The 23465-nt window shown below is 71.3% G+C and carries 22 protein-coding genes; 10 read left to right on the plus strand and 12 right to left on the minus strand.

Annotated features, from left to right (window positions below; translation table 11 throughout):
* The first annotated feature begins 57 nt into the window (after window positions 1-57).
* The 3 genes from ACFYOY_RS28045 to ACFYOY_RS28055 all read left to right on the plus strand — a co-directional run bounded on the left by ACFYOY_RS28045 (window position 58) and on the right by ACFYOY_RS28055 (window position 3448).
* Window positions 58-648, plus strand: a complete 591-nt coding sequence (locus ACFYOY_RS28045; RefSeq protein WP_093469534.1) for a helix-turn-helix domain-containing protein — start codon at window positions 58-60, stop codon at window positions 646-648.
* Between the two features lie 116 nt (window positions 649-764).
* On the plus strand, window positions 765-2132 hold the full coding sequence (locus ACFYOY_RS28050) for an NAD(P)/FAD-dependent oxidoreductase (RefSeq protein WP_388590331.1): 1368 nt from the start codon (window positions 765-767) through the stop codon (window positions 2130-2132).
* A 2-nt stretch (window positions 2133-2134) separates the two neighbouring features.
* A complete protein-coding gene (locus ACFYOY_RS28055; RefSeq protein ID WP_351884998.1) occupies window positions 2135-3448 on the plus strand; it encodes an MFS transporter in 1314 nt (437 codons plus the stop codon).
* Window positions 3449-3512: 64 nt separating this feature from the next.
* On the opposite strand, the gene ACFYOY_RS28060 is transcribed toward ACFYOY_RS28055, so the two are convergent.
* Complete coding sequence (locus ACFYOY_RS28060; RefSeq protein WP_351885001.1) at window positions 3513-4682, minus strand: serine hydrolase domain-containing protein; 1170 nt, start codon at window positions 4680-4682, stop codon at window positions 3513-3515.
* A gap of 44 nt (window positions 4683-4726) precedes the next feature.
* Window positions 4727-5872 (minus strand): cytochrome P450, encoded by a 1146-nt coding sequence (locus ACFYOY_RS28065; RefSeq protein ID WP_388590353.1) that lies wholly within the window; start codon window positions 5870-5872, stop codon window positions 4727-4729.
* A gap of 215 nt (window positions 5873-6087) precedes the next feature.
* Between ACFYOY_RS28065 and ACFYOY_RS28070 the strand changes: the two genes are divergently transcribed.
* Together ACFYOY_RS28070 and ACFYOY_RS28075 are read left to right on the plus strand one after the other, a co-directional pair.
* Window positions 6088-6963, plus strand: a complete 876-nt coding sequence (locus ACFYOY_RS28070; protein WP_351885007.1) for a helix-turn-helix transcriptional regulator — start codon at window positions 6088-6090, stop codon at window positions 6961-6963.
* Window positions 6960-7814: an oxidoreductase gene (locus ACFYOY_RS28075; protein WP_351885010.1), complete on the plus strand. Its 855-nt coding sequence runs from the start codon at window positions 6960-6962 to the stop codon at window positions 7812-7814. Before ACFYOY_RS28070 ends, ACFYOY_RS28075 begins: the two co-directional genes overlap by 4 nt.
* A gap of 53 nt (window positions 7815-7867) precedes the next feature.
* On the opposite strand, the gene ACFYOY_RS28080 is transcribed toward ACFYOY_RS28075, so the two are convergent.
* Together ACFYOY_RS28080 and ACFYOY_RS28085 are read right to left on the minus strand one after the other, a co-directional pair.
* The gene (locus tag ACFYOY_RS28080; RefSeq protein WP_351885013.1) at window positions 7868-8212 is read right to left on the minus strand and encodes a hypothetical protein; all 345 of its coding nucleotides are present in this window, start codon (window positions 8210-8212) and stop codon (window positions 7868-7870) included.
* Window positions 8205-9146 (minus strand): sigma-70 family RNA polymerase sigma factor, encoded by a 942-nt coding sequence (locus ACFYOY_RS28085; protein ID WP_351885016.1) that lies wholly within the window; start codon window positions 9144-9146, stop codon window positions 8205-8207. Before ACFYOY_RS28085 ends, ACFYOY_RS28080 begins: the two co-directional genes overlap by 8 nt.
* Before the next feature lie 90 nt (window positions 9147-9236).
* Here ACFYOY_RS28085 and ACFYOY_RS28090 point away from each other — a divergent pair, with 90 nt between their 5' ends.
* A complete protein-coding gene (locus ACFYOY_RS28090) occupies window positions 9237-10367 on the plus strand; it encodes an alkene reductase (RefSeq protein ID WP_388590335.1) in 1131 nt (376 codons plus the stop codon).
* Between the two features lie 44 nt (window positions 10368-10411).
* On the opposite strand, the gene ACFYOY_RS28095 is transcribed toward ACFYOY_RS28090, so the two are convergent.
* From ACFYOY_RS28095 to ACFYOY_RS28110, 4 genes are all read right to left on the minus strand, one after another.
* Complete coding sequence (locus ACFYOY_RS28095; protein WP_351885023.1) at window positions 10412-11248, minus strand: undecaprenyl-diphosphate phosphatase; 837 nt, start codon at window positions 11246-11248, stop codon at window positions 10412-10414.
* Between the two features lie 197 nt (window positions 11249-11445).
* Complete coding sequence (locus ACFYOY_RS28100; RefSeq protein ID WP_078647054.1) at window positions 11446-11847, minus strand: SseB family protein; 402 nt, start codon at window positions 11845-11847, stop codon at window positions 11446-11448.
* 183 nt (window positions 11848-12030) lie between these two features.
* Entirely contained in the window at window positions 12031-13536 is a 1506-nt protein-coding gene (glpK, locus tag ACFYOY_RS28105) for a glycerol kinase GlpK (RefSeq protein WP_351885027.1), read from the minus strand.
* Window positions 13537-13578: 42 nt separating this feature from the next.
* Window positions 13579-14346, minus strand: a complete 768-nt coding sequence (locus ACFYOY_RS28110) for an IclR family transcriptional regulator (RefSeq protein WP_351885030.1) — start codon at window positions 14344-14346, stop codon at window positions 13579-13581.
* A 198-nt stretch (window positions 14347-14544) separates the two neighbouring features.
* Here ACFYOY_RS28110 and ACFYOY_RS28115 point away from each other — a divergent pair, with 198 nt between their 5' ends.
* Window positions 14545-15105 (plus strand): ATP-binding protein, encoded by a 561-nt coding sequence (locus ACFYOY_RS28115; RefSeq protein WP_351885033.1) that lies wholly within the window; start codon window positions 14545-14547, stop codon window positions 15103-15105.
* On the opposite strand, the gene ACFYOY_RS28120 is transcribed toward ACFYOY_RS28115, so the two are convergent.
* The 4 genes from ACFYOY_RS28120 to ACFYOY_RS28135 all read right to left on the minus strand — a co-directional run bounded on the left by ACFYOY_RS28120 (window position 15102) and on the right by ACFYOY_RS28135 (window position 19194).
* Window positions 15102-16358 carry a cytochrome P450 gene (locus ACFYOY_RS28120; RefSeq protein ID WP_351885036.1) on the minus strand — a complete coding sequence of 419 codons (1257 nt, stop codon included), beginning with the start codon at window positions 16356-16358 and terminating at the stop codon, window positions 15102-15104. The two genes, ACFYOY_RS28115 and ACFYOY_RS28120, sit on opposite strands and share 4 nt — an antisense overlap.
* A gap of 83 nt (window positions 16359-16441) precedes the next feature.
* Window positions 16442-16966 (minus strand): DUF2867 domain-containing protein, encoded by a 525-nt coding sequence (locus tag ACFYOY_RS28125; RefSeq protein WP_351885039.1) that lies wholly within the window; start codon window positions 16964-16966, stop codon window positions 16442-16444.
* Between the two features lie 33 nt (window positions 16967-16999).
* Window positions 17000-18286 (minus strand): MFS transporter, encoded by a 1287-nt coding sequence (locus ACFYOY_RS28130; RefSeq protein ID WP_388590339.1) that lies wholly within the window; start codon window positions 18284-18286, stop codon window positions 17000-17002.
* A gap of 5 nt (window positions 18287-18291) precedes the next feature.
* The gene (locus ACFYOY_RS28135; RefSeq protein ID WP_351885045.1) at window positions 18292-19194 is read right to left on the minus strand and encodes a LysR substrate-binding domain-containing protein; all 903 of its coding nucleotides are present in this window, start codon (window positions 19192-19194) and stop codon (window positions 18292-18294) included.
* A 152-nt stretch (window positions 19195-19346) separates the two neighbouring features.
* Between ACFYOY_RS28135 and ACFYOY_RS28140 the strand changes: the two genes are divergently transcribed.
* The 3 genes from ACFYOY_RS28140 to ACFYOY_RS28150 all read left to right on the plus strand — a co-directional run bounded on the left by ACFYOY_RS28140 (window position 19347) and on the right by ACFYOY_RS28150 (window position 23404).
* Complete coding sequence (locus ACFYOY_RS28140) at window positions 19347-20525, plus strand: mandelate racemase/muconate lactonizing enzyme family protein (protein WP_351885048.1); 1179 nt, start codon at window positions 19347-19349, stop codon at window positions 20523-20525.
* Window positions 20526-20706: 181 nt separating this feature from the next.
* Window positions 20707-22029 (plus strand): gluconate:H+ symporter, encoded by a 1323-nt coding sequence (locus ACFYOY_RS28145; protein ID WP_351885051.1) that lies wholly within the window; start codon window positions 20707-20709, stop codon window positions 22027-22029.
* 46 nt (window positions 22030-22075) lie between these two features.
* Window positions 22076-23404, plus strand: coding sequence for an enolase C-terminal domain-like protein (locus ACFYOY_RS28150; RefSeq protein ID WP_351885052.1), 1329 nt, complete (start codon window positions 22076-22078; stop codon window positions 23402-23404).
* Window positions 23405-23465 lie beyond the last annotated feature (61 nt).

A 23465-nucleotide genomic window follows, 5' to 3' on the forward strand; every position in this document is an offset into this window, starting at 1 on the left:
TGAGTTTTCAGTACAGACTCTTGTGCCAGCCGCTCAGCGCTCTTAGCGTGTCCGGCCATGGAGAACGAACACCCCACGGACCGGGCCGCCGGTACCGGCGACGAGTCCGTAGGCGACCGGCTGCGTGCGCTGCGCAAGGCACGACGGCTGACGCTGCGGACCGTCGCCGAGGCCGCCGCGATCAGTGAGGGCTATCTGAGCCAGATAGAGCGCGGGCAGGCCAACCCCAGCATCGCCACCCTCCAGCAGGTCGCCGCCGCGCTCGGCCTGAAGGTGGCCGATCTGTTCGGCGACGACTTCACCAGCGGCCCGAGCGTGCTGCGCGCCGAGGAGGCGCCCCGGCTCGCCCTCGGGGTGCTCGGCGGGCGCAAGTTCCGGCTGACCCCGGGGCCGCAGCACCATCTCGAGGTGTTCCTGGGGGAGTTCGACGCCCACGGCTCCACGGGGGAGACCCTCTACAGCCACGGCGACTCGGAGGAGTTCCTGTACGTACTCGAGGGCACGGTCTCGCTCCAGCTCGGCGACCGCTCCTTCACCCTCGGGGCCGGTGACAGCATCCGCTACTCCTCCGCCGTACCGCACCGGCTGAGCGAGACGGCCGCGGCGGCCGCCCGGGTGCTGTGGGTGATCAGCCCGCCCAGCTACTGACCCGCACCCCTGGGTCCACGCTCCTCGGTCCGCCCTTCTCGATCCGCGACGAAACCGGGGCCATCCTCAGGCCGCCCGACCAGCGGCCGTACGATCACGATTGGCTGAGTGCCGCAGTGCTGAACGGAAATGTGTCCTTCTGGTACCGCCAGACCGGCTTCCCCGAACGGCGTCCGCCCCTCGACGGTGACCTCGCCACCGATGTGTGCGTCGTGGGCGCGGGCTTCACCGGGCTGTGGACCGCGTACTACCTCAAGCAGGCTGTCCCCGATCTCGATATCACCGTCGTGGACCGGGAGTTCGCCGGATTCGGCGCCTCGGGGCGGAACGCCGGCTGGCTCAGCTGCAAGATCGCCGGATCGGCCGGGACCTATGCGAGGAAGCGCGGACGCGAGGCCGTCATCGCCCTGCAGCGGGAGATGATCCACACCGTGGACGAGGTGATCTCGGTGGCCCGTACCGAGGGCATCGAGGCCGACATCGTCAAGAGCGGTTATCTCACCGTCGCCCACGGCGCGGCCCAACTGCCCCGGTTGCGCACGGCGTACGACCAGCTGCGGCACTGGGGCGCACAGGACCTGGAGTGGCTGAGCGCGCCCCGGGTCGCCGAGCGGCTGCGCCTGGACGGGGCGCTGGGCGGCTACCACAATCCGCACTGCGCCCGGGTCCACCCGGCCAAGCTGGTGCGGGGCCTGGCCCGCGCGGTGGAGGCGCGGGGCGTACGGATCCTGGAGTCCACCCCCGTCACCGCCATCGCCCCCGGCCGGGTCAGCACCCCGTTCGGCACCATCAGCGCGGGCCGGATCGTCCGCGCCACCGAGGGCTTCACCAGCGGTATCGAGGGCGAGCGGCGCACCTGGCTGCCGATGAACTCCTCGATGATCGTCACCGAGCCGCTCCCCGACGAGCTGTGGAAGCGGCTCGGCTGGGAGGGGCAGGAACTCCTCAGCGACGCCACCCACGCCTACACCTACGGACAGCGCACCGCGGACGGCCGTATCGCCATCGGCGGCCGCGGGGTGCCCTACAAGTTCGGCTCCCGCACCGACCGGGCCGGACAGACCAGCGCGGACACCGTGCGCGCCCTGCGGCGGATCCTCACCGGCCTCTTCCCGGACACCGCCGAGGCCGCCATCGACCACACCTGGTCGGGGGTGCTGGCCGTGCCCCGAGACTGGTGCGCCTCGATCGACTACGACCCGGCCACCGGCCTCGGTTTCGCGGGCGGATACGTCGGCCATGGCGTGGCCGCCACCAACCTCGCCGGTCGCACGCTGTGCGATCTGCTGCTCGGCCGCTCCACCGAGCTGACCGCGCTGCCCTGGGTCGGCCACCGCACCCGTCGATGGGAGCCCGAACCGTTCCGGTGGATCGGGGTGCACGGCATGTACGCCGCGTACCGCGCCGCCGACCGCTCCGAGTCCTCCGGCCGCACCACCACCTCCCCCATCGCCCGTCTCGCCGACCGCATATCTGGACGCTGACCATGAGCAAGCCCACCGCCACCGCCGCGGCCACGGACCGCGCCACGGCCACCGACCGCGAGCGGACCGCCCGCAAGGCGGGTCTCGCCTCGTTCATCGGCACCACCGTCGAGTGGTACGACTTCTACATCTACTCCACCGCGTCCGCGCTCGTCCTCGGCAAGATCTTCTTCGGCGGCGGTGACACCACCGGCGCGCTGGAGGCGTTCGGCAGCCTGTGGCTCGGATTCCTCGCCCGGCCGATCGGCGGCATCGTCTTCGGCCACCTCGGCGACCGGATCGGCCGGAAGAAGACCCTGGTCACCACGTTGCTCATGATGGGCATCGCCACCACCTTGATCGGGCTGCTCCCCGGCTACGACGAGGTCGGCGTATCCGCGCCCATCGCACTGGTGCTGCTGCGCATGGTGCAGGGCATCGCGGTCGGCGGCGAATGGGGCGGCGCCGTCCTCATCGCCAGCGAACACGCGCCCAAGGGGAAGGCTCTGTCGTTCGGCGCCTTCGCCCAGCAGGGGTCACCGGCCGGATCGATTCTGGCCACCGGGATGTTCGCCCTGCTCACCCAGCTTCCGGACGACGACTTCGACGCCTGGGGCTGGCGCGTTCCCTTCCTCTTCTCCGCCGTGATGGTGGTCATCGGCCTCGTCGTGCGGCTCAAGGTCGAGGAGTCCCCGGAGTTCGCCCGGCTGCGGGACGAGAAGCGGGTCGCGAAGGTCCCCCTGCGGGAGCTGGTCACCCGCCACCCCGGAACCCTCGCCCTCGGCGTGCTCGCCAGCTCGATCGGCATCGCCGCCACCTACTTCATCACCACCTTCGTCCTGTCCTGGTCCACGGGCAGCCTCGGCATGGAGCGCTCCACCATGCTGAACGTGCTGCTCGTCTACAGCGTCATCCAGTTCTTCACCCAGCCCTTCGGGGTGCTGCTGGCCGATCGCTTCGGCCCGCGCCGCACCGTGGCGGCCCTGCTGAGCCTCAACTTCGCTCTGGTGCCCGTGATGTACGCCTGTGTCTCGACGACTCAGCCGGTCGTCGTGGGGCTCGGCATCTGTCTGCTGGGCATCACCGGCGCGATGAACTACGCGATCCTGGCCGGACTGCTCGCCGCCGCCTTCCCGATCTCCGTGCGCTACACCGGTATCTCCCTCTCCTACCAGCTGTGTTCGGCGCTCATCGGCGGTACGGCACCCCTGGTCGGCGAGTGGCTGCTGCGCTCGACCGGCGGCTCGATCGTGCCGGTCGTGATCTACCAGATGGCGCTGGTGGCGGTGTCCCTCATCTGCTCCCTGGCGCTGCTGAAACGCTCGCGAGAGGCGTAGCCACGGCCGGGTGGCCCGGCTACGGCGACGCGGCGGCCCAGCCGCGGCCGGGCCGCCCCGCCGGTCACAGCGCCGCGTACACCGCCTTCACCAGGGTCATCTTCCGGGGGTCGTCGACGATGTGCGGGCCCATACGGTTCATCACATAGCCCAGGGAAAGCTCCGCCTCCGGGTCCGCGAGCCCGCAGGAGCCGCCGAAGCCGTCATGGCCGACGGCGCGCGGGTTGGGGCCGTACGAGCCGTGCGCACCGCTCAGCCACACCCCGAGCGCCACCTCCGTGTCCCGGCCGAGAGCCTCGCCCAGGACCAGGTCCCGGCAGGAACCCTGGCCTTCGCGGGCGCGCTCGGCGGCCTCCGTGGACAGCACCCGGCGGTCGTCGGCCAGACCGCGGCGGGCGAGGATGCCGTACAGCTCGGCGATGGCGCGGGCCGTGCCATGGCCGTTGAGGGCCGGCAGCTCGGCCTCGCGCCACTCCCGGCTGTTGGCCTCGGCCGCGCCGACCACCGGATTGCCCAGCGCCGCCAGGGCGACGGGGGTGAACCGCAGGCCCGCCGCGGCCTGTTCACCGCCCGGCCGCCCGGCCCGCGGACCGATCAACTCGGCGGCCCGGCCGGTCTCCTTCTCCGGAAGGCCGATGGTGAAGTCCATGCCCAGCGGCCCGGTGACCTCCTGCCGCAGGAACTCGCCGGGCAGCAGCCCGGTGATCCGCCGGATCACCTCGCCGATCAGGAAGCCGTAGGTGAGCGCGTGATAGCCGCTCCGGGTGCCGGGCTCCCACCACGGCTCGGCCGCGGCCAGCCGGGCGGTGGTCAACTCCCAGTCGTACAGCTCCGCCACGCTGTGCGGCTCCCGCAACCCCGCCAGCCCCGCCCGGTGCGAGAGGAGATACCGCACCGGCAGCGAGCCCTTGCCGGCCGCGGCGAACTCGGGCCAGTACGCGGCCACGGGCGCGTCCAGGTCCAACAGCCCGCGGTCCGCCAGCACATGGGCACACAGCGCCGCCGGCCCCTTGGTGGTCGACCACACATTGACCAGGGTGTCCCGCTCCCAGGGGCGGGTGCGCCCGCCGTCGGCCCAGCCGCCCCACAGATCCACCACGGTCTGCGAGCCGATCCGCACGGCCACCGCGGCGCCCAGCTCGTCGCGTTCGCCGAAGTTCGCCTCGAAGGCGGCCCGCACTCCGGCGAACCGGGGGTCGCAGTGGCCCTGGATCGGGGCCGGGGACTCGGTCATATGGTTTCTCCTGACGCTCGGGTGGTCGGCGGGGCCGGTGGCAGTCAAGCCCGGTCGGTGAGCACGACCTCGCAGCCGCGCAGCTCATAGCCGGCGATCTCGTCCTTGAAGCCGACCCTGGGCGGGGACGCCATACGGATACCGGGCAGGGCGAACAGCCGGCTGAGGAAGACATCCGTCTCCAGAAGCGCGATGGCGGCTCCGGGGCATTTGTGCGCACCGTCCCCGAAGGACAGCCCCGGCGCACCGGCGCCCGCGGCCATCGGGCGGCCCGGACGGAGCAGCTCCGGCCGTTCGCCCACCGTACGGCCGTCGAGATTGGCCTGGTGGAGCAGGACATCGACCAGCTCCCCGGTCGGCACCGTCACCTCCGCGCCCGCATCCTGTCCGCCGCCGGGCAGCCGGAGCGGTGCGGTGGTACGACGGCGTAGCCGGCCGATGACCGGTTCGAGCCGGAGGATCTCCTGCAGGATCGCGATCCGGCCGGGCTCGTCGGCCGCTCGGTACCGCGCCAGCAGGGCGGCGTCGCCGAACAGATGCCACGCGGCCACATTGACGAACTCCCGGGTGGTGACCATGCCCGCGGCGGCGAAGGTGATGCACTCGCCCAGGATCTCGCCCGCCGAACACCCCTCGTCCAGCAGATGGGAGATCAGGTCGTCGCGCCGCCGTCGCCGCCGGGTGCGTACGGCCGGGCGGACATCGCCCCAGTAGATCCGCAGCCAGTTGGCGTTCTGTCGCAGCAGCCAGCGGATCCCGTGCAGACTGGTCAGCCCCGGGGTGCCGAACTTCTCGGGGAAGAAGCGCTCCAGCCGCCGCCGGATCCCGGGCCGGCTCTCCGTCAGGCCGATCACGGCACTGGCCACCTCGATCGCCAGATGGAAGGCGGCGTCGGCGAGCAGGCCCCGGCCGGTCTCCCGGATGGTGTCGATCTGTGCCTCCGCCACCCGGACCATGACCTCGCGATAGTGCTCGTCGACCCGGCGCGGGGTGAAGAACCGGGCGGTCTGCCGCCGGTCCTCACGGTGTTCGTGACCGTCCCGGTAGAGCACCGGCCGCCGGAACCGGGACGGCAGCTTCTGCACGGTCTCGATGCCGAGTCCGGCCTGCACGGTGGCGGTGCTGCGCAGGACGGCGCGGGCCTCCTCGTAGCCGGCCACCTGCCAGATCCCGTCGGGCCCCCGCCGCACCGGGCAGCCGCCTCCGTACGGCCCCCGGTCGACCCTGCGCTCCCCGAGTTCCCGCGCTCCGTGGCCCGGTGGCCCGTGGTCCTGCGCTCCGTGGTCTCGTAATCCGTCGTCGTGTGATCCGCCGCCCATGGGCGGCACCTCCCGGCCCAGACTAGGAGTAGCGCGGCCACCTTACGGGCTCCGGATGCCGCTTTCCCAGGTCTAGGCTCGATTTCATGGACAGCGAGAACCCTCTGGGGCGCTTTCTGCGCGCCCGCCGTGAACTGGTGCGGCCCGAGGACGTGGACATCCTGCCCGCCGGCCGGCGCCGGGTGGCGGGTCTGCGCCGCGAGGAGGTCGCCCTGCTGGCGGGGGTCAGCACCGACTACTACGTACGGCTGGAGCAGGGCCGGGAGCGGCATCCCTCGGCACAGGTGGTCGAGGCGCTGGCCCGGGCCCTGGTGCTGGAGGAGGACGCGGTCGCCCATCTGCACCGGCTGGCCCGTCCGGCCCCCGGCCGGCGGCGCCCGGCCGCGCGGCGGGAGCGGGTGAGCCCGACCCTGCTGCGGATGATGGAGGGCTGGCCGCGGACACCGGCCGTCGTCCTGGGGCGTTGTCTGACCGTACTGGCCCACAACACCCTGGGCAGGGCCCTGTTCGACGGGCACACCCACAGCGGGGACCTGATGCGGCTGGTCTTCCTCGACCCGGACGCGCGGGAGTTCTACCCCGACTGGGAGCGGGTGGCGGTCAACACCGTCGCCGGGCTCCGCGCGGCGGCCGGAATCGACGAGGAGGACCCCGAACTGATTGCCGTCGTCGGTGAGTTGTCGCTGAAGAGCGAGGCGTTCCGGCGGCTGTGGGCCCGCCATGACATCCGTCAGAAGACCCATGAGACCAAGCGCTTCCGGCACCGGCTGGTGGGGGAGCTGACGCTGGAGTACGAGGCACTGACCGTGAACAGCGCCCCCGGTCAGCAGCTCGTCGTCTACCAGGCCGAACCGGGCAGCCCGTCCGAACAGGCGCTGTCCCTGCTGGGCAGCCTCGCCGCCGACGCGGTGGAGACACCCCACGACACCATGAGCACCACGACGAAGGACTCTTCCGCATGACCGTGATCGACTCGCCCGTCTGGTTCATCACCGGCTGTTCCACCGGTCTGGGCCGGGCACTCGCCACCGCCGTCCTCGACCATGGCCACCGCGCGGTGGTCACCGCCCGCGACCCCGGGCAGCTGGCCGACGTCGTCGCCGGGCACGGGGACCGCGCGCTGGCCCTGGCACTCGACGTCACCGACAAGGACCAGGTGGCGGAGGCCGTCAAGGAGGCCCAAAGCGCCTTCGGACTCATCGACGTCCTGGTCAACAACGCGGGCTACGGCTATCTCGCCGCTCTCGAAGAGGGCGAGGACGAGGAGGTGCGGGCCCTGTTCGACACCAATGTCTTCGGCCTGGTCGACGTCACCCGGGCGGTGCTGCCGGGCATGCGCGCCCGCCGCTCCGGCCACATCGTGAACATCTCCTCCCTCGGCGGCCTGGCCGCCTTCGGCGCCACCGGCTACTACCACGCCACCAAGTTCGCCGTGGAGGGCCTCTCCGAATCGCTGGCCGCCGAGGTGGCCCCGCTGGGCATCAAGGTGACGATCGTCGAACCCGCCGCCTTCCGCACCAACTGGTCCGGCCCCTCCATGCGGCAGTCCGCCATCGCCATCGACGACTACGCCGAGAGCGCGGGCGCGCGGCGCACCAGCACCCTCGCCACCTACGGCCACCAGCCCGGGGACCCGGCCCGGGCGAGCGAGGCCATCATCGGCGCGGTGGAGGCGGAGGAGCCCCCGCTGCGGCTGCTGCTGGGCAAGGCGGCCTACGACATCGCCCAGGCCAGGCTGGATTCCCTCAGGACCGCCTTCGACGCCTGGCGCGATGTCACCCTCGGAGCCGACTACCCCGTGGCTGCACGCTAGGCCCGCCGACTACCCCGTGGCAGCGTCCTGGACCCGCCGACCCGCCGGGGCCGTCAGCGCCCCCGCACCCGGCGGCCCCACCGGCGCAGCAGTCCCCGCCGGGTCCGGGAAGCCCGCAGGCCAAAGGGCCGACGGTCCGGCGGACCCGCCATGGCGTGGCTGGGCGTCCACTGACCGTCGGGGGAGAGGATCGGCGCCTTGCGTTCCGCCTGCGCCCGGACCTCGTGATGGGAGTCATGGGCGGTCACCCGGAATGCCTCGTCATGGGAGGCCAGGGCCGCCCGCAGGGCCGTGCCGGTCGCGCCGCGGCGGCGGGCGAGGGACGCCACCCAGCCGAGGAAGCCCATGAGCGCTGCGAGCACCCCGGCGACGATCAGATACGGCAGCACATCACCCATGGGCCGAGGTTATGTCAGGCCGCACCTCGTCGAGGAGACCCAATTCGAGACGGCTCAGCCGCCCGGGGTCGGCGATCACCTCGTACGCGGTGATCCGCTCGTCCTCGACGGTGAGGGTCAGGGCGAGCAGCAGTCGGCCGCGCGGGGCCACGACGATCCCCACCGCCCCGTTCACCAGTGCCGGCTCGGCCAACCGCGACCTCGGCGCGAGCCCGGCGGTCTCCTCCGCCACCGCCCGCGCACCGCGGGTCACCGTCGGCACCCCCTCGGGCAGGGCGGCGCGGTCGGCACGCCGTACGACATCCGGGTCCAGCACCGTAAGCAGCGCCTCCAGGTCCCCGCCTCGGGCGGCGGCGAGAAAGGCGTCGACGGTGCGCCGCTGCCGGTCCAGCTCGGCGCGGGGCACCGCCGCGCCACCCCGCACCTTCTGGCGGGCGCGGCTGGCGAGCTTCTTCGCGGCGACCGGTGAGCGCTCCACGATGGGCGCGATCCGGTCGAACGGCACCGCGAACACATCGTGCAGCACAAAGGCGATCCGCTCGGCGGGGCCCAGCGTGTCCAGCACCACGAGCAGCGCCCTGCCGACCGAGTCGGCCAGCACCGCCTCCTCCTCGGGATCGCCGCCGTCCCCGCGCTCCCGGGCCAGGTCGGGCAGCTCCTGTCCGACCGGTTCCTCCCGGTGCGCGGTGCGGGAGCGCAGCATGTCCAGGCAGATCCGGGAGACGACCGTCCGCAGCCAGCCGGACAGGTTCCCGACCGCCTCGGTGTCGGCACGGCTGAGCCGCAGCCATGTCTCCTGGACGGCGTCGTCCGCCTCGCTGAGCGAGCCGAGCATCCGGTAGGCGACCGCCCGCAGCGGGCCGCGGTGCGTCTCGAACCGCTCCGCCAGCCCGTCCTGCGGGTGCTGTCCGTCTCCCGGCTTCCGCCCGTCCATCGGTCACCTTTCCTCGCCGCGCTCCGTCACCTCTTCAGACGTATCCCACGCGGCCGGGGTGACCAGGCCGAGGTGACGAGGAGAGACACCATGAGCACCACCACCTGTCCGGCTGTCCTGGACCAGCCGCTGCTGCGCCCCGCGGACCTGGGGGACCTCCGGCTGCCCAACCGGGTGGTGATGGCCCCCATGACCCGGGCCCGGGCCACGGGCGGGGGGCTGGTCCCGAACGGTATGCACGCGGCCTACTACGGCCAGCGGGCCGGGGCCGGGCTGATCATCACCGAGGGGACCTGGGTCAGTGAGCGGGCCATCGGTTTCCCGAACGTCCCCGGTGTCTACAGCGAGGAGCAGGTCGGCGGGTGGCGGCGGGTCACCGACACCGTCCACGCCCACGGCGGCCGGATCGTGCTGCAGCTGTGGCACACCGGCGCCGCCTCGCACCCCGACCACCTCGGGGGAGCCCTTCCGGCCGGCCCCTCGGCGGTCGATCCCCGGGAGCGCTCCTACACGCCCGGCGGGCCCAGGGAGACGGTCACCCCGCGGGAGATGACGATCACGGACATCCGGGACACCGTCGCGGACTACCGCGCGGCGGCGGCGAACGCCCGCCGCGCCGGTTTCGACGGGGTCGAGATCCACGCCCTCGGCTCGTTCCTGATCCCGCAGTTCCTCAATCCGCGGCTGAACCGCCGCCACGACGCCTACGGCCACGACCCGGCCGGCCGGCGGCGGCTGCTGATGGAGATCGTCGACGCGGTGGCCGCGGCCTGGGACGGCCGCCGGGTGGGCGTCCGCCTGTCGCCGTACTGGACCGCCGAGCGGTTCACCGCCGATGAGCGGACGCTCGCCGACTACGACGCGCTCGTGGCGGAGCTGTGCGACCGCCCCGTGGCCTATCTGCATCTGCGGGGACCGGCCCTCGCCGCGCCGGGTGCCGCCCCCGGCCACGACGCCTTCGCCCGCTACCGGCGTCTCTTCGACGGCCCGCTGATCGCCAACCACGGCTTCGACCGGGGGACCGGGAACGCCGTGATCGAGGCGGGGCTCGCGGACGCCGTCTCCTACGCCAGGCACTTCGTGGCCAACCCCGACCTGGTGGCCCGGTTCGCCCTGGACCGCGAGCTGGCGGCGGGCGACCCGGGGACGTACTACACCGGCGGGGCGGGCGGCTATGTCGACTATCCCGCGAGTGGCCGGGGGACGGCGTCAGACGGGTGAGAGTGCCCGCGGCCGGGTCGGGGGCGGAGAGCGCCGCGGCGGCGTCAGGCGTTGAGGGCGCCCGAGCCGAGCAGTCCGAACAGCGCCAGGCCGATGATGATCCGGTAGATCACGAAGGCGTTGAACGAATGCTTGGCGACGAACTTCAACAGCCAGGCGATGGAGGCGTAGGCCACGGCGAAGGACACCACCGTGCCCACCGCGAGCGGCACCGTGCCCACGCCACCGCCCATGGCGTCCTTGAGCTCGTAGAGACCGGCGCCGGTCAGCGACGGAATACCCAGGAAGAAGGAGAGCCGGGTGGCGGCCAGGCGGTCCAGGTCGAGCATGAGGCCGGTGGCCATCGTGGCGCCCGAGCGGGAGAAGCCGGGGAAGAGCAGCGCGAGGATCTGCGAGGAGCCGACCAGCATCGCGTCCTTGACGCTGGTGTCGTCCTCCCCGCGCTTGTGGCGGCCCATCCGGTCGGCCAGCCACATCAGCCCGCTGCCCACGATCAGCGAGGCGGCCACCACCCACAGGGAGGCGAGCGGGCCTTCGATCAGCGGTTTGGCCGCGAGGCCCACGACCACGATGGGGATGGTGGCGTAGATGACCCACCAGGCGAACTTGTAGTCGTGGTGGTAGCGCTCCTCGCGGTTGACCAGTCCCCGTCCCCATGCGGTGGCGAAGCGCCGGATGTCGCGGAAGAAGTACAGCAGCACGGCGGCGATGGCACCGACCTGGATCACCGCGGTGAAGGCGACGACGGACTTGTCGTCCACCGGGATGTCCATCAGCCCCTCAGTGATCTTGAGGTGACCGGTGGAGGAGACCGGGAGGAACTCCGTGACCCCCTCGACGACGCCGAGAACCACGGCCTGTCCGATGTTGATCGCGCTCACGTGTTCCGTCCCGCCGGTGTCTTTCCGTAACCAGTGAATGTCTACGGGACGGTAGACGATGGATCGGGAAGGTGACCAATCGACGGGCGGCCCACGGCGATCGTCGCGATCGCGGGGCAGGGGCGGCCGCGGTATCCGGGCATCGCCGCGGCCCGTGCCCGTAGAGAGAGGGGCACGGGCCGCCGCGGCCAAAAAGGTCAGGCGGCCGGACCGGAGCCGCTGAGCAGGCTCCGTACGCCGGTGGCCGAGAGGGTGACGGCCTCCGGGGCACCCGCGTCGATGGTCAGGGAGAGCTCTTCGGAGGGCCATCCCTGGGCCAGTGCGCCCAGCGGCACCAGGTGGTACCGCTCGATCTGGGGCAGGGCCTGGTGCATCCGGTCCGGAGTGGTGAAGACCGGTACCAGCTGAGCGCCGTCCTCCTGCTGGAACACGGGCAGGGTCACGGCCTGGGGGTCGGTCTCCTCTCCGCTCTCGGCGGAGGGGAGGAGGACCTCACTGTTGGCAAGGGTGTTCAGCGCCGACTCGTCCGCCCGGTCGGCCGCCAGCTCGCCGAGGGCCTGCTGGGTGGCGGAGACGTTTTCATCGGAAGGGCTGGTCATGATTCCGTCCATGGATCGGGTTTTGGGTCTTCATGGGTTTCTGGGTCCCAGAGCGACTGGATTCAACAGCCGCGGCTGGCTCGAATACCCCGCCTCATGGAACTCACACGTCCCCCTCGCGCTCGATTCTTCCCCGGGGGCCCGACAGGGCCCGACCCAGCCCGCCCGGGAAGGTGCCCCGGGCTACGACTTGGCCCAGCCCAGCGACCGCTCGACCGCCCGCTGCCAGTTCTCGTACTCCGCCTCCCGCCGCGCGGGGTCCATCGTGGGCATCCATTGGGCCGCGCGGTGCCAGTTGCGGCGCAGCCCCTCCAGATCGGGCCAGTAGCCGGAGGCGAGCCCGGCGGCGTAGGCGGCCCCGAGGGAGACGGTCTCGGAGACCATGGGGCGCACCACGGGCAGGTCCAGGACATCGGCCAGGAACTGCATCAGCAGATTGTTCGAGGTCATCCCGCCGTCCACCTTCAGCTGCCGCAGCGGCTGGGGCGAGTCGGCGTTCATGGCGTCGACCACCTCCCGGGTCTGCCACCCGGTGGCCTCCAGAACCGCCCGGGCCAGATGTCCCTTGGTGATGTACGAGGTGAGCCCGACGATCACCCCGCGCGCGTCGCTGCGCCAGTGCGGGGCGAAGAGCCCGGAGAAGGCGGGAACGATGTAGCAGCCGCCGTTGTCCTCGACGCCGCGGGCCAGGGTCTCGATCTCGGGGGCGCTGTGGATCATGCCCAGGCGGTCGCGGAACCATTGCACCAGCGAGCCGGTGACGGCGATCGGGCCCTCCAGTGCGTAGACCGTCGGCTCGTCGCCCACCTTGTAGCCCACCGTGGTCAGCAGCCCGTGCCGGGACCGTACGAGCTCGGTGCCGGTGTTGAGCAGGAGGAAGCTGCCGGTGCCGTAGGTGCACTTCGCCTCGCCGCTGGCGAAACATGTCTGCCCGAACAGCGCCGCCTGCTGATCGCCGAGCGCGGCGCAGATCGGGACCTGCGGCAGCAGGGCGCGGGCCATGCCGTAGCACTCGGCGGAAGGACGGATCTCCGGCAGCATCGCCCGGGGCACATCGAAATAGGCCAGCAGCTCATCGTCCCAGGTCAGGCTGCGGATGTTCATCAGCATGGTGCGGCTGGCGTTGGTGGCGTCGGTGAGGTGCAGTCCGCCGTCGGGCCCGCCGGTGAGGTTCCAGATCAGCCAGCTCTCCATCGTGCCGAACAGCACGTCCCCGCGCTCCGCGCGCTCGCGCAAGCCGTCGACATGGTCGAACAGCCAGCGCAGCCGTGGCGCGGAGAAGTAGGTCGTGGGCGACAGCCCGCAGCGTTCGAGGAAGAAGTCGTCACCCGTGGTCCGCCGCAGCTCCTCGACATAGCCGCTGGTACGGGTGTCCTGCCAGGTGATGGCGTGGCACACCGGAACGCCGGTGCGGCGGTCCCAGACGACCGTGGTCTCGCGCTGATTGGCGATGCCGATGGCCACGATCTGCTCGGGCCGGATCCCCGCGCCCTCCAGGGCCCGGGGCACGACCACACGGCGCAGATGGGACCAGATCTCGGCGGGGTCGTGCTCGGCCCAGCCGGGCTTGGAGAAGTACTGCTGATGTTCTCGCTGGCCGACCGAGACCAGCCGTCCCTGGTGGTCGAAGAGGATGCACCGGGTGGACATGGTGCCCTGGTCGATGGACATCACATAGCGTTCAACCATGGCCTGGCCTGCCTTCGGGCGGGTTCGAGCAGGGCACGGGCGTCACCAGCGGGCCGCGCCGAGATCGCGGGAGATCGCCCGGGCGGCGTCGCGCGTCAGCCCGACGAGTGAGGGATGAGGGCGGCCCTTGCTGTCGCAGAGGCGGTCCACGGCGCCGGAGACGCCGACGGCGCCCACCACCAGGCCGCCCTGCCCGCGGATCGGCGCGGCGATATCGGCCTCGCCCACCATCATTTCCTCGGTCGCGACCGCCCACCCGTTCTCGCGGATCTCGCCCATCGCCCGGCTGAGCTGCTGGGGAGAGACGAGCGTGTGACGGGTGTAGTTCTCCGGTTCGGTTTCCATGAGCGGCTCCAGAGGGGTCGCCCCGTATGCCAGCAGGATCTTGCCCAGCGCGCTGGCGTGCAGGGGGAGCAGCGAGCCCACGTCCAGGGTCTGGAAGGTGTCATCGGGCCGGAAGACGTGGTGGACGATGAGGACCTTGCCCTCCAGGGGCACTCCGAGACGGACCGCCTCACCGCTGCGGGCGGCCAGGGCGTCGGTCCAGTTGATGGAGCGGGACCGCAGCTCGTTGATGTCGAGATAGCTGGTCCCCAGGTGCAGCAGCGCCGCGCCGAGCTGGTACTTCCCCGTCGCCTTGTCCTGTTCGACGAAGTCGACGCTCTGCAGAGTGCGCAGAATGCCGTGCGCGGTGCCTTTCGCGAGGCCGAGCGAGGCGGCCACCTCGCCCAGACTGAGCCGACCGGAGCCCTGGGCGAGCAGCCGCAGAATCGCCGCTGCCCGCTCGATGGACTGCACCGGGCCGGCCATGACGCGATCGTAGCTCTTCGGCCAGTGCCACAGCCTGTCGGCGAAAACGCCAAACGTTCGGTAATGCCGACTCGGATTCGTTGACCCCGGCGGATAGGGGCCATAGCGTCCGTATCGGGACAAGAAGACCAGGATGTCAAAAGGTGACCCGAAGGGTGCCCGGCACAGACAACCCACCCGGCTCGGAGAGGAGGAGACGTGGCGGAACAACTGAGCTATCCGAAGCCCGGCGTCACCGGGCAGACCGCGGAGACCGTCGATTTCAACGGCGCCCGTCTCATCGGCTCCCAGGCGCCGGATCCGGACTCCCTGCTGGCGCCGGTGGCGACACGCGACGGGGTCCCGGACCGGCCCCCGGCGGACGAGGGAGACGGCCATGTCCTCCCGGTCCCGCACATCTGCGAGGCCGTGGCCACCGTGCGGCGGCGGGCGCACGCGCTGCTGACCGAATGGGAGCTGTCGGCCGACTGCCTCGACGAGGCGCTCATGGTGATCTCGGAACTGGTCACCAACGCGATCCTGCACGCCCTGCCCCCGGCCGTGCTGCGGCTGCGCTGGACCGAGTGCGAGGGCTCGTCCAGCCTGCGCGTCGAGGTCACCGACGGCGGCCCGGTGCCCGCGGGTCAGCGGGCGGACGAGGACATCGAGCCCGATGAGCACGGCCGCGGGCTCGGGATCGTCACCGCGCTGTCCACGCGCCACGGCAGCCACTCCTGCCATGAGGGCATCACCTGGTGGGCGGACCTGCCGGTCGCCTAACCGACAGCCCGGTCCCAGGTGACCGGGAGCCGATGGACGCCGTAGATCAGCATGTCGTGGCGCAGGGGCACCTCGTCTGGCGGCACCGCCAGGCGCAGCGTGGGGAAGCGCCGCAGCAGGGCGGGAAAGCCCGTCCGCATCTCCATCCGCGCCAGGTGCTGGCCCAGGCACTGGTGAATGCCGTGGCCGAAGGCGATCTGATCGGCCGTCTCGCGGGTGACGTCCAGGGTGTCGGGGTCGGTGAACCGCGAGGGGTCCCGGTTGGCCGAGGCGAGCGACCCGACGACCGTTTCCCCCGCCCGCACCCGCGCCCCGGCGATCTCGAGATCCTCCCGGGCGACCCGTACCGTCCCGAACTGGACGATGGTCAGATACCGCAGCAGCTCCTCGACCGCGTGGTCGATCACCTCGGGCCGCTCCCGCACCAGCTGCGACTGCCCGGGATGGCGCAGCAGGGCGTAGGTACCAAGGGCCAGCATGTTCGCCGTCGTCTCATGGCCCGCGATGAGCAGCAGCAGCCCCACACCGGTCAGCTCCTCGTCGGTCAGCCCGGCCGCCGTGGCGGTGCCGGAGCCGCCGGGCGCGCCGTGCTCGCCGTTGACCAGACGGGAGAGCAGCGCCTCGTCCGGCCGGTGCCGCTTGGTGTCGATCAGCTCCCGCATGTACTCCCACAGCGCGTCCCGGGCCGCGTAGACCTCCTCCTCGCCCTGGCCGATCCGGAGCAGAACGGTGGCCCACCGCTGGAAGTCGGCCCGGTCCTGGTACGGCACCCCCAGCAGCTCGCAGATCACCAGCGACGGGATCGGCTGGGCGAAGGAGGTCACGAGGTCGGCCGGCGGACCGGCGCGCTCCATCGCGGCCAGGTGACCGTCGACGATCTCCTCGATCCGGGGCTGCAGCCGCCGCATCCCCCGGGCGGTGAACCACTTGCTCAGCATCCGCCGGTAGCGGGTGTGCTCGGGTGGGTCCATGCCGATGAACGAGCCCAGCATGCGGCGATCGTCCGGGCGGACCGGAAACGCGTGCACCGGTGAGGAGGTCCGGCGGCGGTCCGAGCTGAACCGGTCGTCCGCCAGCAACTGCGCCACGTCCTCGTGCCGGGTGAGCAGCCAGCCCGCCTTGCCGTCCGGAAAGGCCAGCCGGCTGGCCCCGCCCTCCTCGCGCAGCGCCTCGTAGGCACCGGGCGGGTCGAAGGGGCAGTCGCGATGTCTGGGCAGCGGCGCCGGAGTCGACGCGCGTGATGTGACGGACACGGAAACGTTCCCTTCGAAGGCGAACCGAGTCCCTCCCTTTTGAGCGTAGCTCGGGCCGCTGGGCCGGGCGACGCGACCGGGGGCTACGGCAACCGGCCGTCACCGCGGGTGGTTTCCCCGGTCGACGCGGCATCGCGTGCCGCTCGCCGGAGGAGCCGGGGAACCGTCCGGTGGTGGATCGGCGCGGCCAGGGCCCACAGCGGGCGGCCGGCGGGCCGGTCGAACCGTACGAAGGTCGCCCACAGGACTCTCGCGTCCTCGACGGCCACGACGTTGTGCGTGAGCACCAGCGGGGAGCGCGCGGTGAGGGTCAGCGAGTGATCCGCCGCGTCCGAGACGGCCCACCCCAGGACATGGTGCGGCGAGGTCCTGGGGCGAAGCCGGAGACCGAGCCCCAGCGTCCAGCCCAGCACCAGGAACCGCCGCAGGGGAGCCGGAGCGCCCTCGAAGACGGCCCGCGCCCACTGTTCGGCGGTCAGGGACCCGGCCCGTGGGACCGGTAAGGCGAACGCCGAGGCGTAGTGGGCGTCCGCGAGGTCGTCACGGGCCGCCAGCGCCCCGGGCACCGTGACGCGTCGTGCGCGAGGAGTGGCCGGGGGAGTGGTCATGGGGAGAGCTCCATTTCATGATGTGGCCGGGCTTCATGGCGTGGCCGGCGCTTCCTGGCGTGGCCGGGCCGGCGCGGACGCCGGAAGGTCCCGGGAGCGGCGGATGGGGGAGAAGAGCAGGACCAGCCCGGCGAGCGGAAGGCCCGCCGTGGTGATCCACATGGCGGCCCGGAGCCCCAGCGCGGTGCCGAGCGCACCGCCGAGCAGCGCTCCGAGGGGCAGCATTCCGTAGCTGACGAACGCCGATGACGCGGTGAGCCGGCCGAGCAGCTCCGGTGGGCAATAGCGCTGCTGGAAGCTCGCCTTGATCACATTGCCGGCCACCACCCCGGCGGTGACGCAGAAACCGCCCGCCACGAACAGCACGACCCACGGTCCCTCTGCGGTCATCGGCATGAGCAGCGCGCCCACGGCCAGCCCCAGCTCGAACAGGAGCGTCGCCCGCGCGTCGCCGACCCGGGCGGCCACACGGCGCGCGCAGAACGCCCCGGCGACGCCGCCGAGGCTGACGGCCGCGATGAGCCCACCGACCAGCCCGGGGGACAGGCCGACGGTCCGGACCAGGAAGACCACCCGGATCGACTGGTATCCCATCAGCGCCAGGTTGGACGCGGCGGCGAAGAGCGTCAGGGTGCGCAGCCACCGGTCGCGGGCGATCAGCCGCAGCCCCTCGGCCACCTCGCGGGCCAGCGCCCGGGGCGGACGCTCGGCCCGCGGGACGCGCGGTTCGCGGAAGCCGATGCCGGTCAGGCAGGCAAGGGAGACCAGAAAGGTCGCGGCGTTGACGAACATCCCGTAGACCGCGCCCGCCACCTGTGCGATCAGACCGGCGGAGCCCTGGCCGGCGATCTGCGCCGCGGACGCGCTGCCGTGCAGTTTGGCGTTGCCCTCGGGCTGGTCCTCGGGGTCCAGGAGGCGGGCGAGATACGCGCTATAGGCGGTCTGGAAGAACACCGCAGCCGTACCCGTCAACAGGGCGACGGTCAGCAGCAGTCCGATGCTCAGCAGGCCGCACCAGGCGGCCACCGGGACAGCCGCGAACAGTACCAGCGAAACTGCGGCGGCGGTCAGCATGACCGGCCTTCGGCGCCACCGGTCCACCCAGGCCCCCACCGGAAGGCCGATGACCAGCCAAGGAGCCCAGCTCGCGGCGGTCAGCAGACCGACCTCGAAGGTGTCCGCGTGCAGGGTGGTGACCGCGATCAGCGGCATCGCCACTCCGGTGACGGCCGCACCGTACTTCCCGGCGGTCTCACCGCACCACAGCAGCCGGAAGTCACGGTGGCGCCGCAGCAGGCCACCGGAGGTTCTGGGGGTCACGACGGTCAGGCTCCTTGGGCGGGGAGAAGAGCGGCCGCGTGGCGGAGCAGTGCATGCAGGGCCGGGTTGTCGCTGTTCTTACGCCACACGAGGTTGAGTTCTACCGGCTCCGGAGTGGTCAGCTCCACCGATTTGAAGACGATGTTCGGGTAGCGCGGCCGGGCGGCGGTCTCCGGGACCAGAGCCACGCCCCAGCCGCCGTTCACCAGGGCCAGGATGGTGTGGACCTGGCTCAGATACTGGGAGAAGACCGGGGTGGCGTGGGCGGCGCGGAAGATGCTGATGAGCAGCTCGTTGAAGTAGCGCGCCTCGATGGGCGAGTACATCAGCAGGTCCTGCCCGTCGAAGTCGGCCACCTGGAGCGGGCCTTCGCCCGCCGCCAGCGGATGTCCCGTCGGCAGGGCGGCGAGCAGCCGCTCCCGGGCCGCGGGCCGGGAGCGCAGATCCGGTCCGGTGACCGAGGGCCGTACCAGGCCCAGGTCCAGGCTCTGCTCGGTGACGGCCTCCAGCTGGTCCCGGGTGACCATCTCGCGCAGGGTGATCTCCGCGCCCGGCATGGCGGCACGGGCGATCTCCAGCAGGGTGCCGAGTACGGAGTGGGCGCTGGCCGCCGTGAAGCCGATGGCGATGGACCCCGCCTCGCCCGTCGCCACCTGCCGGGCGGCGAGGACCGCGTGCTCGGACTGCCGCAGAATGCGGCGGGCCTCGGTGAGGAAGGCGCGTCCCGCGGGGGTGAGCCGCACCGAGCGGTTGGTGCGCTCCAGCAGCTGGACCCGCAACTCGGTCTCCAGCAGCTGGATCTGGCGGCTCAGCGGCGGCTGGGTCATCTTCAGCCGTTCCGCGGCCCGGGTGAAATGCAGCTCCTCGGCGACCGTCACAAAGCTGATGAGTTGCATGAGCGTGAACAACGATGCTCTCCCGGTATCAACGCATGCCAATTTTAAGTTAGACGTAGATCGTCTGGCGACCTTAGCTTGCAAAGGAGCTCGCCGGCCGCCCCCGGGGCGGATCCGGCGACATCCACTCGCCCCGCATACGGGCCCACACACAGGGACAACACGTGGTGACCACATCGCATACGGCAACGCACACCGCGCAGCAGGCAGGTGAGGCAACCCTCGACCGGGTCTCCTGGATCCGAGTGTCCTCGGTCGTCCTTCCCCTGGCCACGCCCATCAGCGACGCCAAGGTGCTCACCGGGCGCCAGAAGCCGATGACGGAAGTGGCGTTCCTCGTCGTCGAACTCGCCACCGAGGAGGGACACCAGGGGATCGGCTTCAGCTACTCCAAGCGCGCGGGAGGGCCCGGCCAGTTCGCCCACGCCCAGGAGATCGCGCCCACCCTCCTCGGTGAGGACCCCAGCGATATCGGCAAGATCTGGACCAAGCTGGTGTGGGCCGGTGCCTCCGTGGGCCGCAGCGGGCTGTCCACCCAGGCGGTGGCGGCCTTCGATATCGCCCTGTGGGACCTCAAGGCCAAGCGGGCCGGGCTGCCGCTGGCCAAGCTGCTGGGCGCGCACCGCGACACCGTCCGCTGCTACAACACCTCGGGCGGCTTCCTGCACACGCCGACCGAGCAGGTTCTGGAGAACGCGACGGCCTCCCTGGCCAGCGGAATCGGCGGTATCAAGATCAAGGTGGGGCAGCCGGACGGCAAGGAGGATCTGCGCCGGCTGACCGCCGTACGGGAGCACCTGGGCGACGATGTGCCGCTGATGGTCGACGCCAATCAGCAGTGGGACCGGCCCACCGCACAGCGGATGGGGCGCGCCTTCGAGGAGTTCGGCCTGGTCTGGATCGAGGAGCCGCTGGACGCCTATGACGCACCGGGCCACGCGGCCCTCGCCGCCTCGCTGGACACCCCCGTGGCCACCGGGGAGATGCTGGCCAGCGTCGCCGAACACTGGGAGCTGATACGCCACAACGCGGCGGACATCATTCAGCCCGACGCACCGCGCATCGGTGGCATTACCCAGTTCCTCAAGCTGGCCACCCTCGCCGAGCAGCACCATCTGCAACTCGCCCCGCACTTCGCGATGGAGATCCATCTCCATCTCGCGGCCGCCTATCCGCATGAGCCGTGGGTGGAGCATTTCGACTGGCTGGAGCCGCTGTTCAACGAGCGGCTGCAGATCAGCGACGGCCGGATGCGGGTGTCCGCACGGCCCGGCCTCGGCATCACCCTCAGCGAGCAGGCCCGCGCCTGGACGTGCGCCAAGGCCGAATTCGGCGCCCGGTAAGTCCGGTTCGCGCCGGCGCCGATCGCGAATCCACGGGCACACCCATTGACCAGCGGTGTTCACCCCTCTAGCCTCCATCTTCATATATAGACGGAGTGCATGTACGTGGACTCCTTGGCCCGTGTGGCGACCCGCTCGAGCCTCCAGCTCACCGGCCGCAGTTCAAAGGGGAACTGAAGACATGCCTCTCGTCGTCGTCGGAATCAGCGTGGTGATCCTGCTGTTCCTCATGACCAAGCTGAAGCTCAACGGCTTCATCGCCCTGCTCCTCGTGGCCGTCGGTGTCGCGCTGGTGCAGGGGGTCGAGGTGGAGAAGATCCCCGATGTCCTCGGAGAGGGCGTCGGGGGTCAGATCGGCGACACCATGCTCGTCGTCGGTCTCGGCGCCATGGTCGGCCGGGTCATGGGTGACTGCGGCGCGGCCCAGCGAATAGCCAACACCCTCATCGACACCTTCGGACTGCGCTGGGTCCAGGTGGCGATGGTGGTCACCGCCATGCTCATCGGCGTGACCATGTTCTACGAGGTCGCCTTCGTCATCATCGTGCCGGTGGCGTTCACCATCGTCCGGGTCACCCGGAAGAACCTGCTGTGGGTCGGGCTCCCGATGTCGATCGCCCTGTCGACCATGCACAGCTTTCTGCCGCCCCACCCCGGGCCCACCGCGGTGGCCTCGACCTTCCACGCCTCCGTCGGCCTGACCCTGTTCTACGGGCTGTTCATCGCCGTTCCGGCCGGTGCGCTGATCGCCCTGGTGTGGCCGCGGCTCCCGTTCGTCCGGCGGATGGACCCCGAGATCCCCAAGGGTCTGGTCAGCGAGCGCACCTTCACCGAGGAGGAGATGCCGGGTCTCGGCTGGTCGCTGTCGGTGGCCCTGGTCCCGGTGGTGCTGATCGCCGGCGCCGCGGTGACCGACATGGCCGTGTCCGGCGACAGCCCCGCCCTGCACATCATCACCTTCATCGGCTCCGCGCCGATCGCCCTGCTGCTGACCCTGCTGCTGGCGGTGTGGGCGTTCGGCCCCCGGATCGGCCGGAGCCTGGCCGAGGTCAGCGCCTCCTGCAACTCGGCGGCCCAGGCGATGGCAATGATCCTGCTGGTCATCGGGGCCGGCGGTGCCTTCAAGGAGGTCCTGGTCGAGGGCGGGATCTCCGACTACATCAAGGACCTCACGGACGACTGGTCCATCTCGCCGATCATCCTCGCCTGGCTCATCGCCGTCGTCCTGCGAGTGGCGCTCGGATCGGCTACGGTCGCCGTGGTCACCGCCGCCGGTGTGGTGCAGCCGCTCCTGGAGAACAGCGGAGTCCACCCCGAGCTGATGGTCCTCGCCGTCTCCTGCGGATCGATCGCATTCAGCCATGTGAACGACCCCGGCTTCTGGATGTTCAAGGAGTACTTCAACCTCTCCGTCATCGACGCCATCAAGGCGCGCACCACCTACACCACCGTGCTCGCGGTCCTCGGTCTCGGCGGCGTGCTGGCCATCGAGGCCATTATCTGAACCCTCCCTGTACGACCCCCTCCGACACCGACCCAAGGACGCCACGATGAGCCAGCCGACCATCACCTCGTTCGCCGTCTATCCGGTCGCCGGCCGGGACAGCATGGAGCTGAACCTCTCCGGCGCCCACGGCCCCTACTTCACCCGCAACGTGGTCGTCCTCGAGGACTCCGAGGGCCGTACCGGACTGGGGGAGGTCCCCGGCGGTGAGAAGATCACCCAGACGCTGCGCGACGCCGAATCCCTCGTCGTCGGGGCGCGGGTGGGCGACTACAAGCGGGTGCTGGGCGAGATCGGGCGGCGGTTCCGCGACCGCGACGCCGGGGGCCGGGGCACCCAGACCTTCGATCTGCGCACCACCGTGCATGCCGTCACCGCCGTCGAGTCGGCCCTGCTGGACCTGTTGGGCCAGCATCTGGAGGTGCCCGTGGCGGCGCTCCTGGGCGACGGGCAGCAGCGCGACGCGGTACGGGTCCTGGGCTACCTGTTCTACGTCGGCGACCCCGACCGGACCGACCTGGAGTACGTCCGCGAACCCGGCGCCGAGGCGGAGTGGTACCGCATCCGCCACGAGGAGGCGCTGACCCCCGAGGCGATCGTCCGCCAGGCCGAGGCCACCTACGACCTCTACGGCTTCAAGGACTTCAAGCTCAAGGGGGGCGTCCTGGAGGGAAACGAGGAGGTCAAGGCGGTACGCGCGCTCAAGGAGCGCTTCCCCGACGCCCGTATCACCCTCGACCCCAACGGCGCCTGGTCGCTGCGCGAGGCGATCGAGCTGTGCCGGCCGCTGCTCGGCACGCTCGCCTACGCCGAGGACCCCTGCGGGGCCGAGGACGGCTACTCGGGCCGGGAGATCCTGGCGGAGTTCCGGCGCGCCACCGGACTGCCCACGGCCACCAACATGATCGCCACGGACTGGCGGCAGATGACCCACGCACTGGCGCTGCAGTCCGTCTCCATCCCGCTGGCCGACCCCCACTTCTGGACCATGCAGGGGTCGGTACGGGTGGCCCAGCTCTGCCATGAGATGGGCCTGACCTGGGGATGCCACTCCAACAACCACTTCGACATCTCCCTGGCGATGGTGGCCCACTGCGGAGCCGCCGCCCCGGGCGAGTACAACGCCCTGGACACCCACTGGATCTGGCAGGAGGGACTGGAGCGGCTCACCGTCGAGCCGCCGCGGATCACCGGCGGTGAGATCGCCATCCCGGACGCTCCGGGGCTCGGGATCCGGCTCGACCGCGACCGGCTCCTCGCCGCCCACGCCCTCTACCAGGAGAAGGCGCTGGGGGCGCGGGACGACGCGGTCGGCATGCGCTATCTCATTCCGGGCTGGACCTTCGACAACAAGCGTCCCTGCCTGGTGCGTTGAGTGCGGTGACCCCGCGCATGCCGACCGGGCCGATCAGACGGCGGGGGCCGCTCATCGAGCG

This window comes from Streptomyces sp. NPDC007875, from assembly GCF_042868035.1.
Taxonomy (GTDB): Bacteria; Actinomycetota; Actinomycetes; order Streptomycetales; family Streptomycetaceae; genus Streptomyces; species Streptomyces antimycoticus.

Excerpts from the sequence above, each read along its gene's own strand:
- ACFYOY_RS28080 (WP_351885013.1), bottom strand. The coding sequence starts at position 8,212 with ATGGGTGATGTGCTGCCGTATCTGATCGTCGCCGGGGTGCTCGCAGCG.
- glpK (WP_351885027.1), bottom strand. The coding sequence starts at position 13,536 with ATGGTTGAACGCTATGTGATGTCCATCGACCAGGGCACCATGTCCACC.
- ACFYOY_RS28085 (WP_351885016.1), bottom strand. The coding sequence starts at position 9,146 with ATGGACGGGCGGAAGCCGGGAGACGGACAGCACCCGCAGGACGGGCTG.
- ACFYOY_RS28090 (WP_388590335.1), top strand. The coding sequence starts at position 9,237 with ATGAGCACCACCACCTGTCCGGCTGTCCTGGACCAGCCGCTGCTGCGC.
- ACFYOY_RS28145 (WP_351885051.1), top strand. The coding sequence starts at position 20,707 with ATGCCTCTCGTCGTCGTCGGAATCAGCGTGGTGATCCTGCTGTTCCTC.
- ACFYOY_RS28060 (WP_351885001.1), bottom strand. The coding sequence starts at position 4,682 with ATGACCGAGTCCCCGGCCCCGATCCAGGGCCACTGCGACCCCCGGTTC.
- ACFYOY_RS28110 (WP_351885030.1), bottom strand. The coding sequence starts at position 14,346 with ATGGCCGGCCCGGTGCAGTCCATCGAGCGGGCAGCGGCGATTCTGCGG.
- ACFYOY_RS28075 (WP_351885010.1), top strand. The coding sequence starts at position 6,960 with ATGACCGTGATCGACTCGCCCGTCTGGTTCATCACCGGCTGTTCCACC.
- ACFYOY_RS28045 (WP_093469534.1), top strand. The coding sequence starts at position 58 with ATGGAGAACGAACACCCCACGGACCGGGCCGCCGGTACCGGCGACGAG.
- ACFYOY_RS28055 (WP_351884998.1), top strand. The coding sequence starts at position 2,135 with ATGAGCAAGCCCACCGCCACCGCCGCGGCCACGGACCGCGCCACGGCC.
- ACFYOY_RS28070 (WP_351885007.1), top strand. The coding sequence starts at position 6,088 with ATGGACAGCGAGAACCCTCTGGGGCGCTTTCTGCGCGCCCGCCGTGAA.
- ACFYOY_RS28125 (WP_351885039.1), bottom strand. The coding sequence starts at position 16,966 with ATGACCACTCCCCCGGCCACTCCTCGCGCACGACGCGTCACGGTGCCC.
- ACFYOY_RS28150 (WP_351885052.1), top strand. The coding sequence starts at position 22,076 with ATGAGCCAGCCGACCATCACCTCGTTCGCCGTCTATCCGGTCGCCGGC.
- ACFYOY_RS28100 (WP_078647054.1), bottom strand. The coding sequence starts at position 11,847 with ATGACCAGCCCTTCCGATGAAAACGTCTCCGCCACCCAGCAGGCCCTC.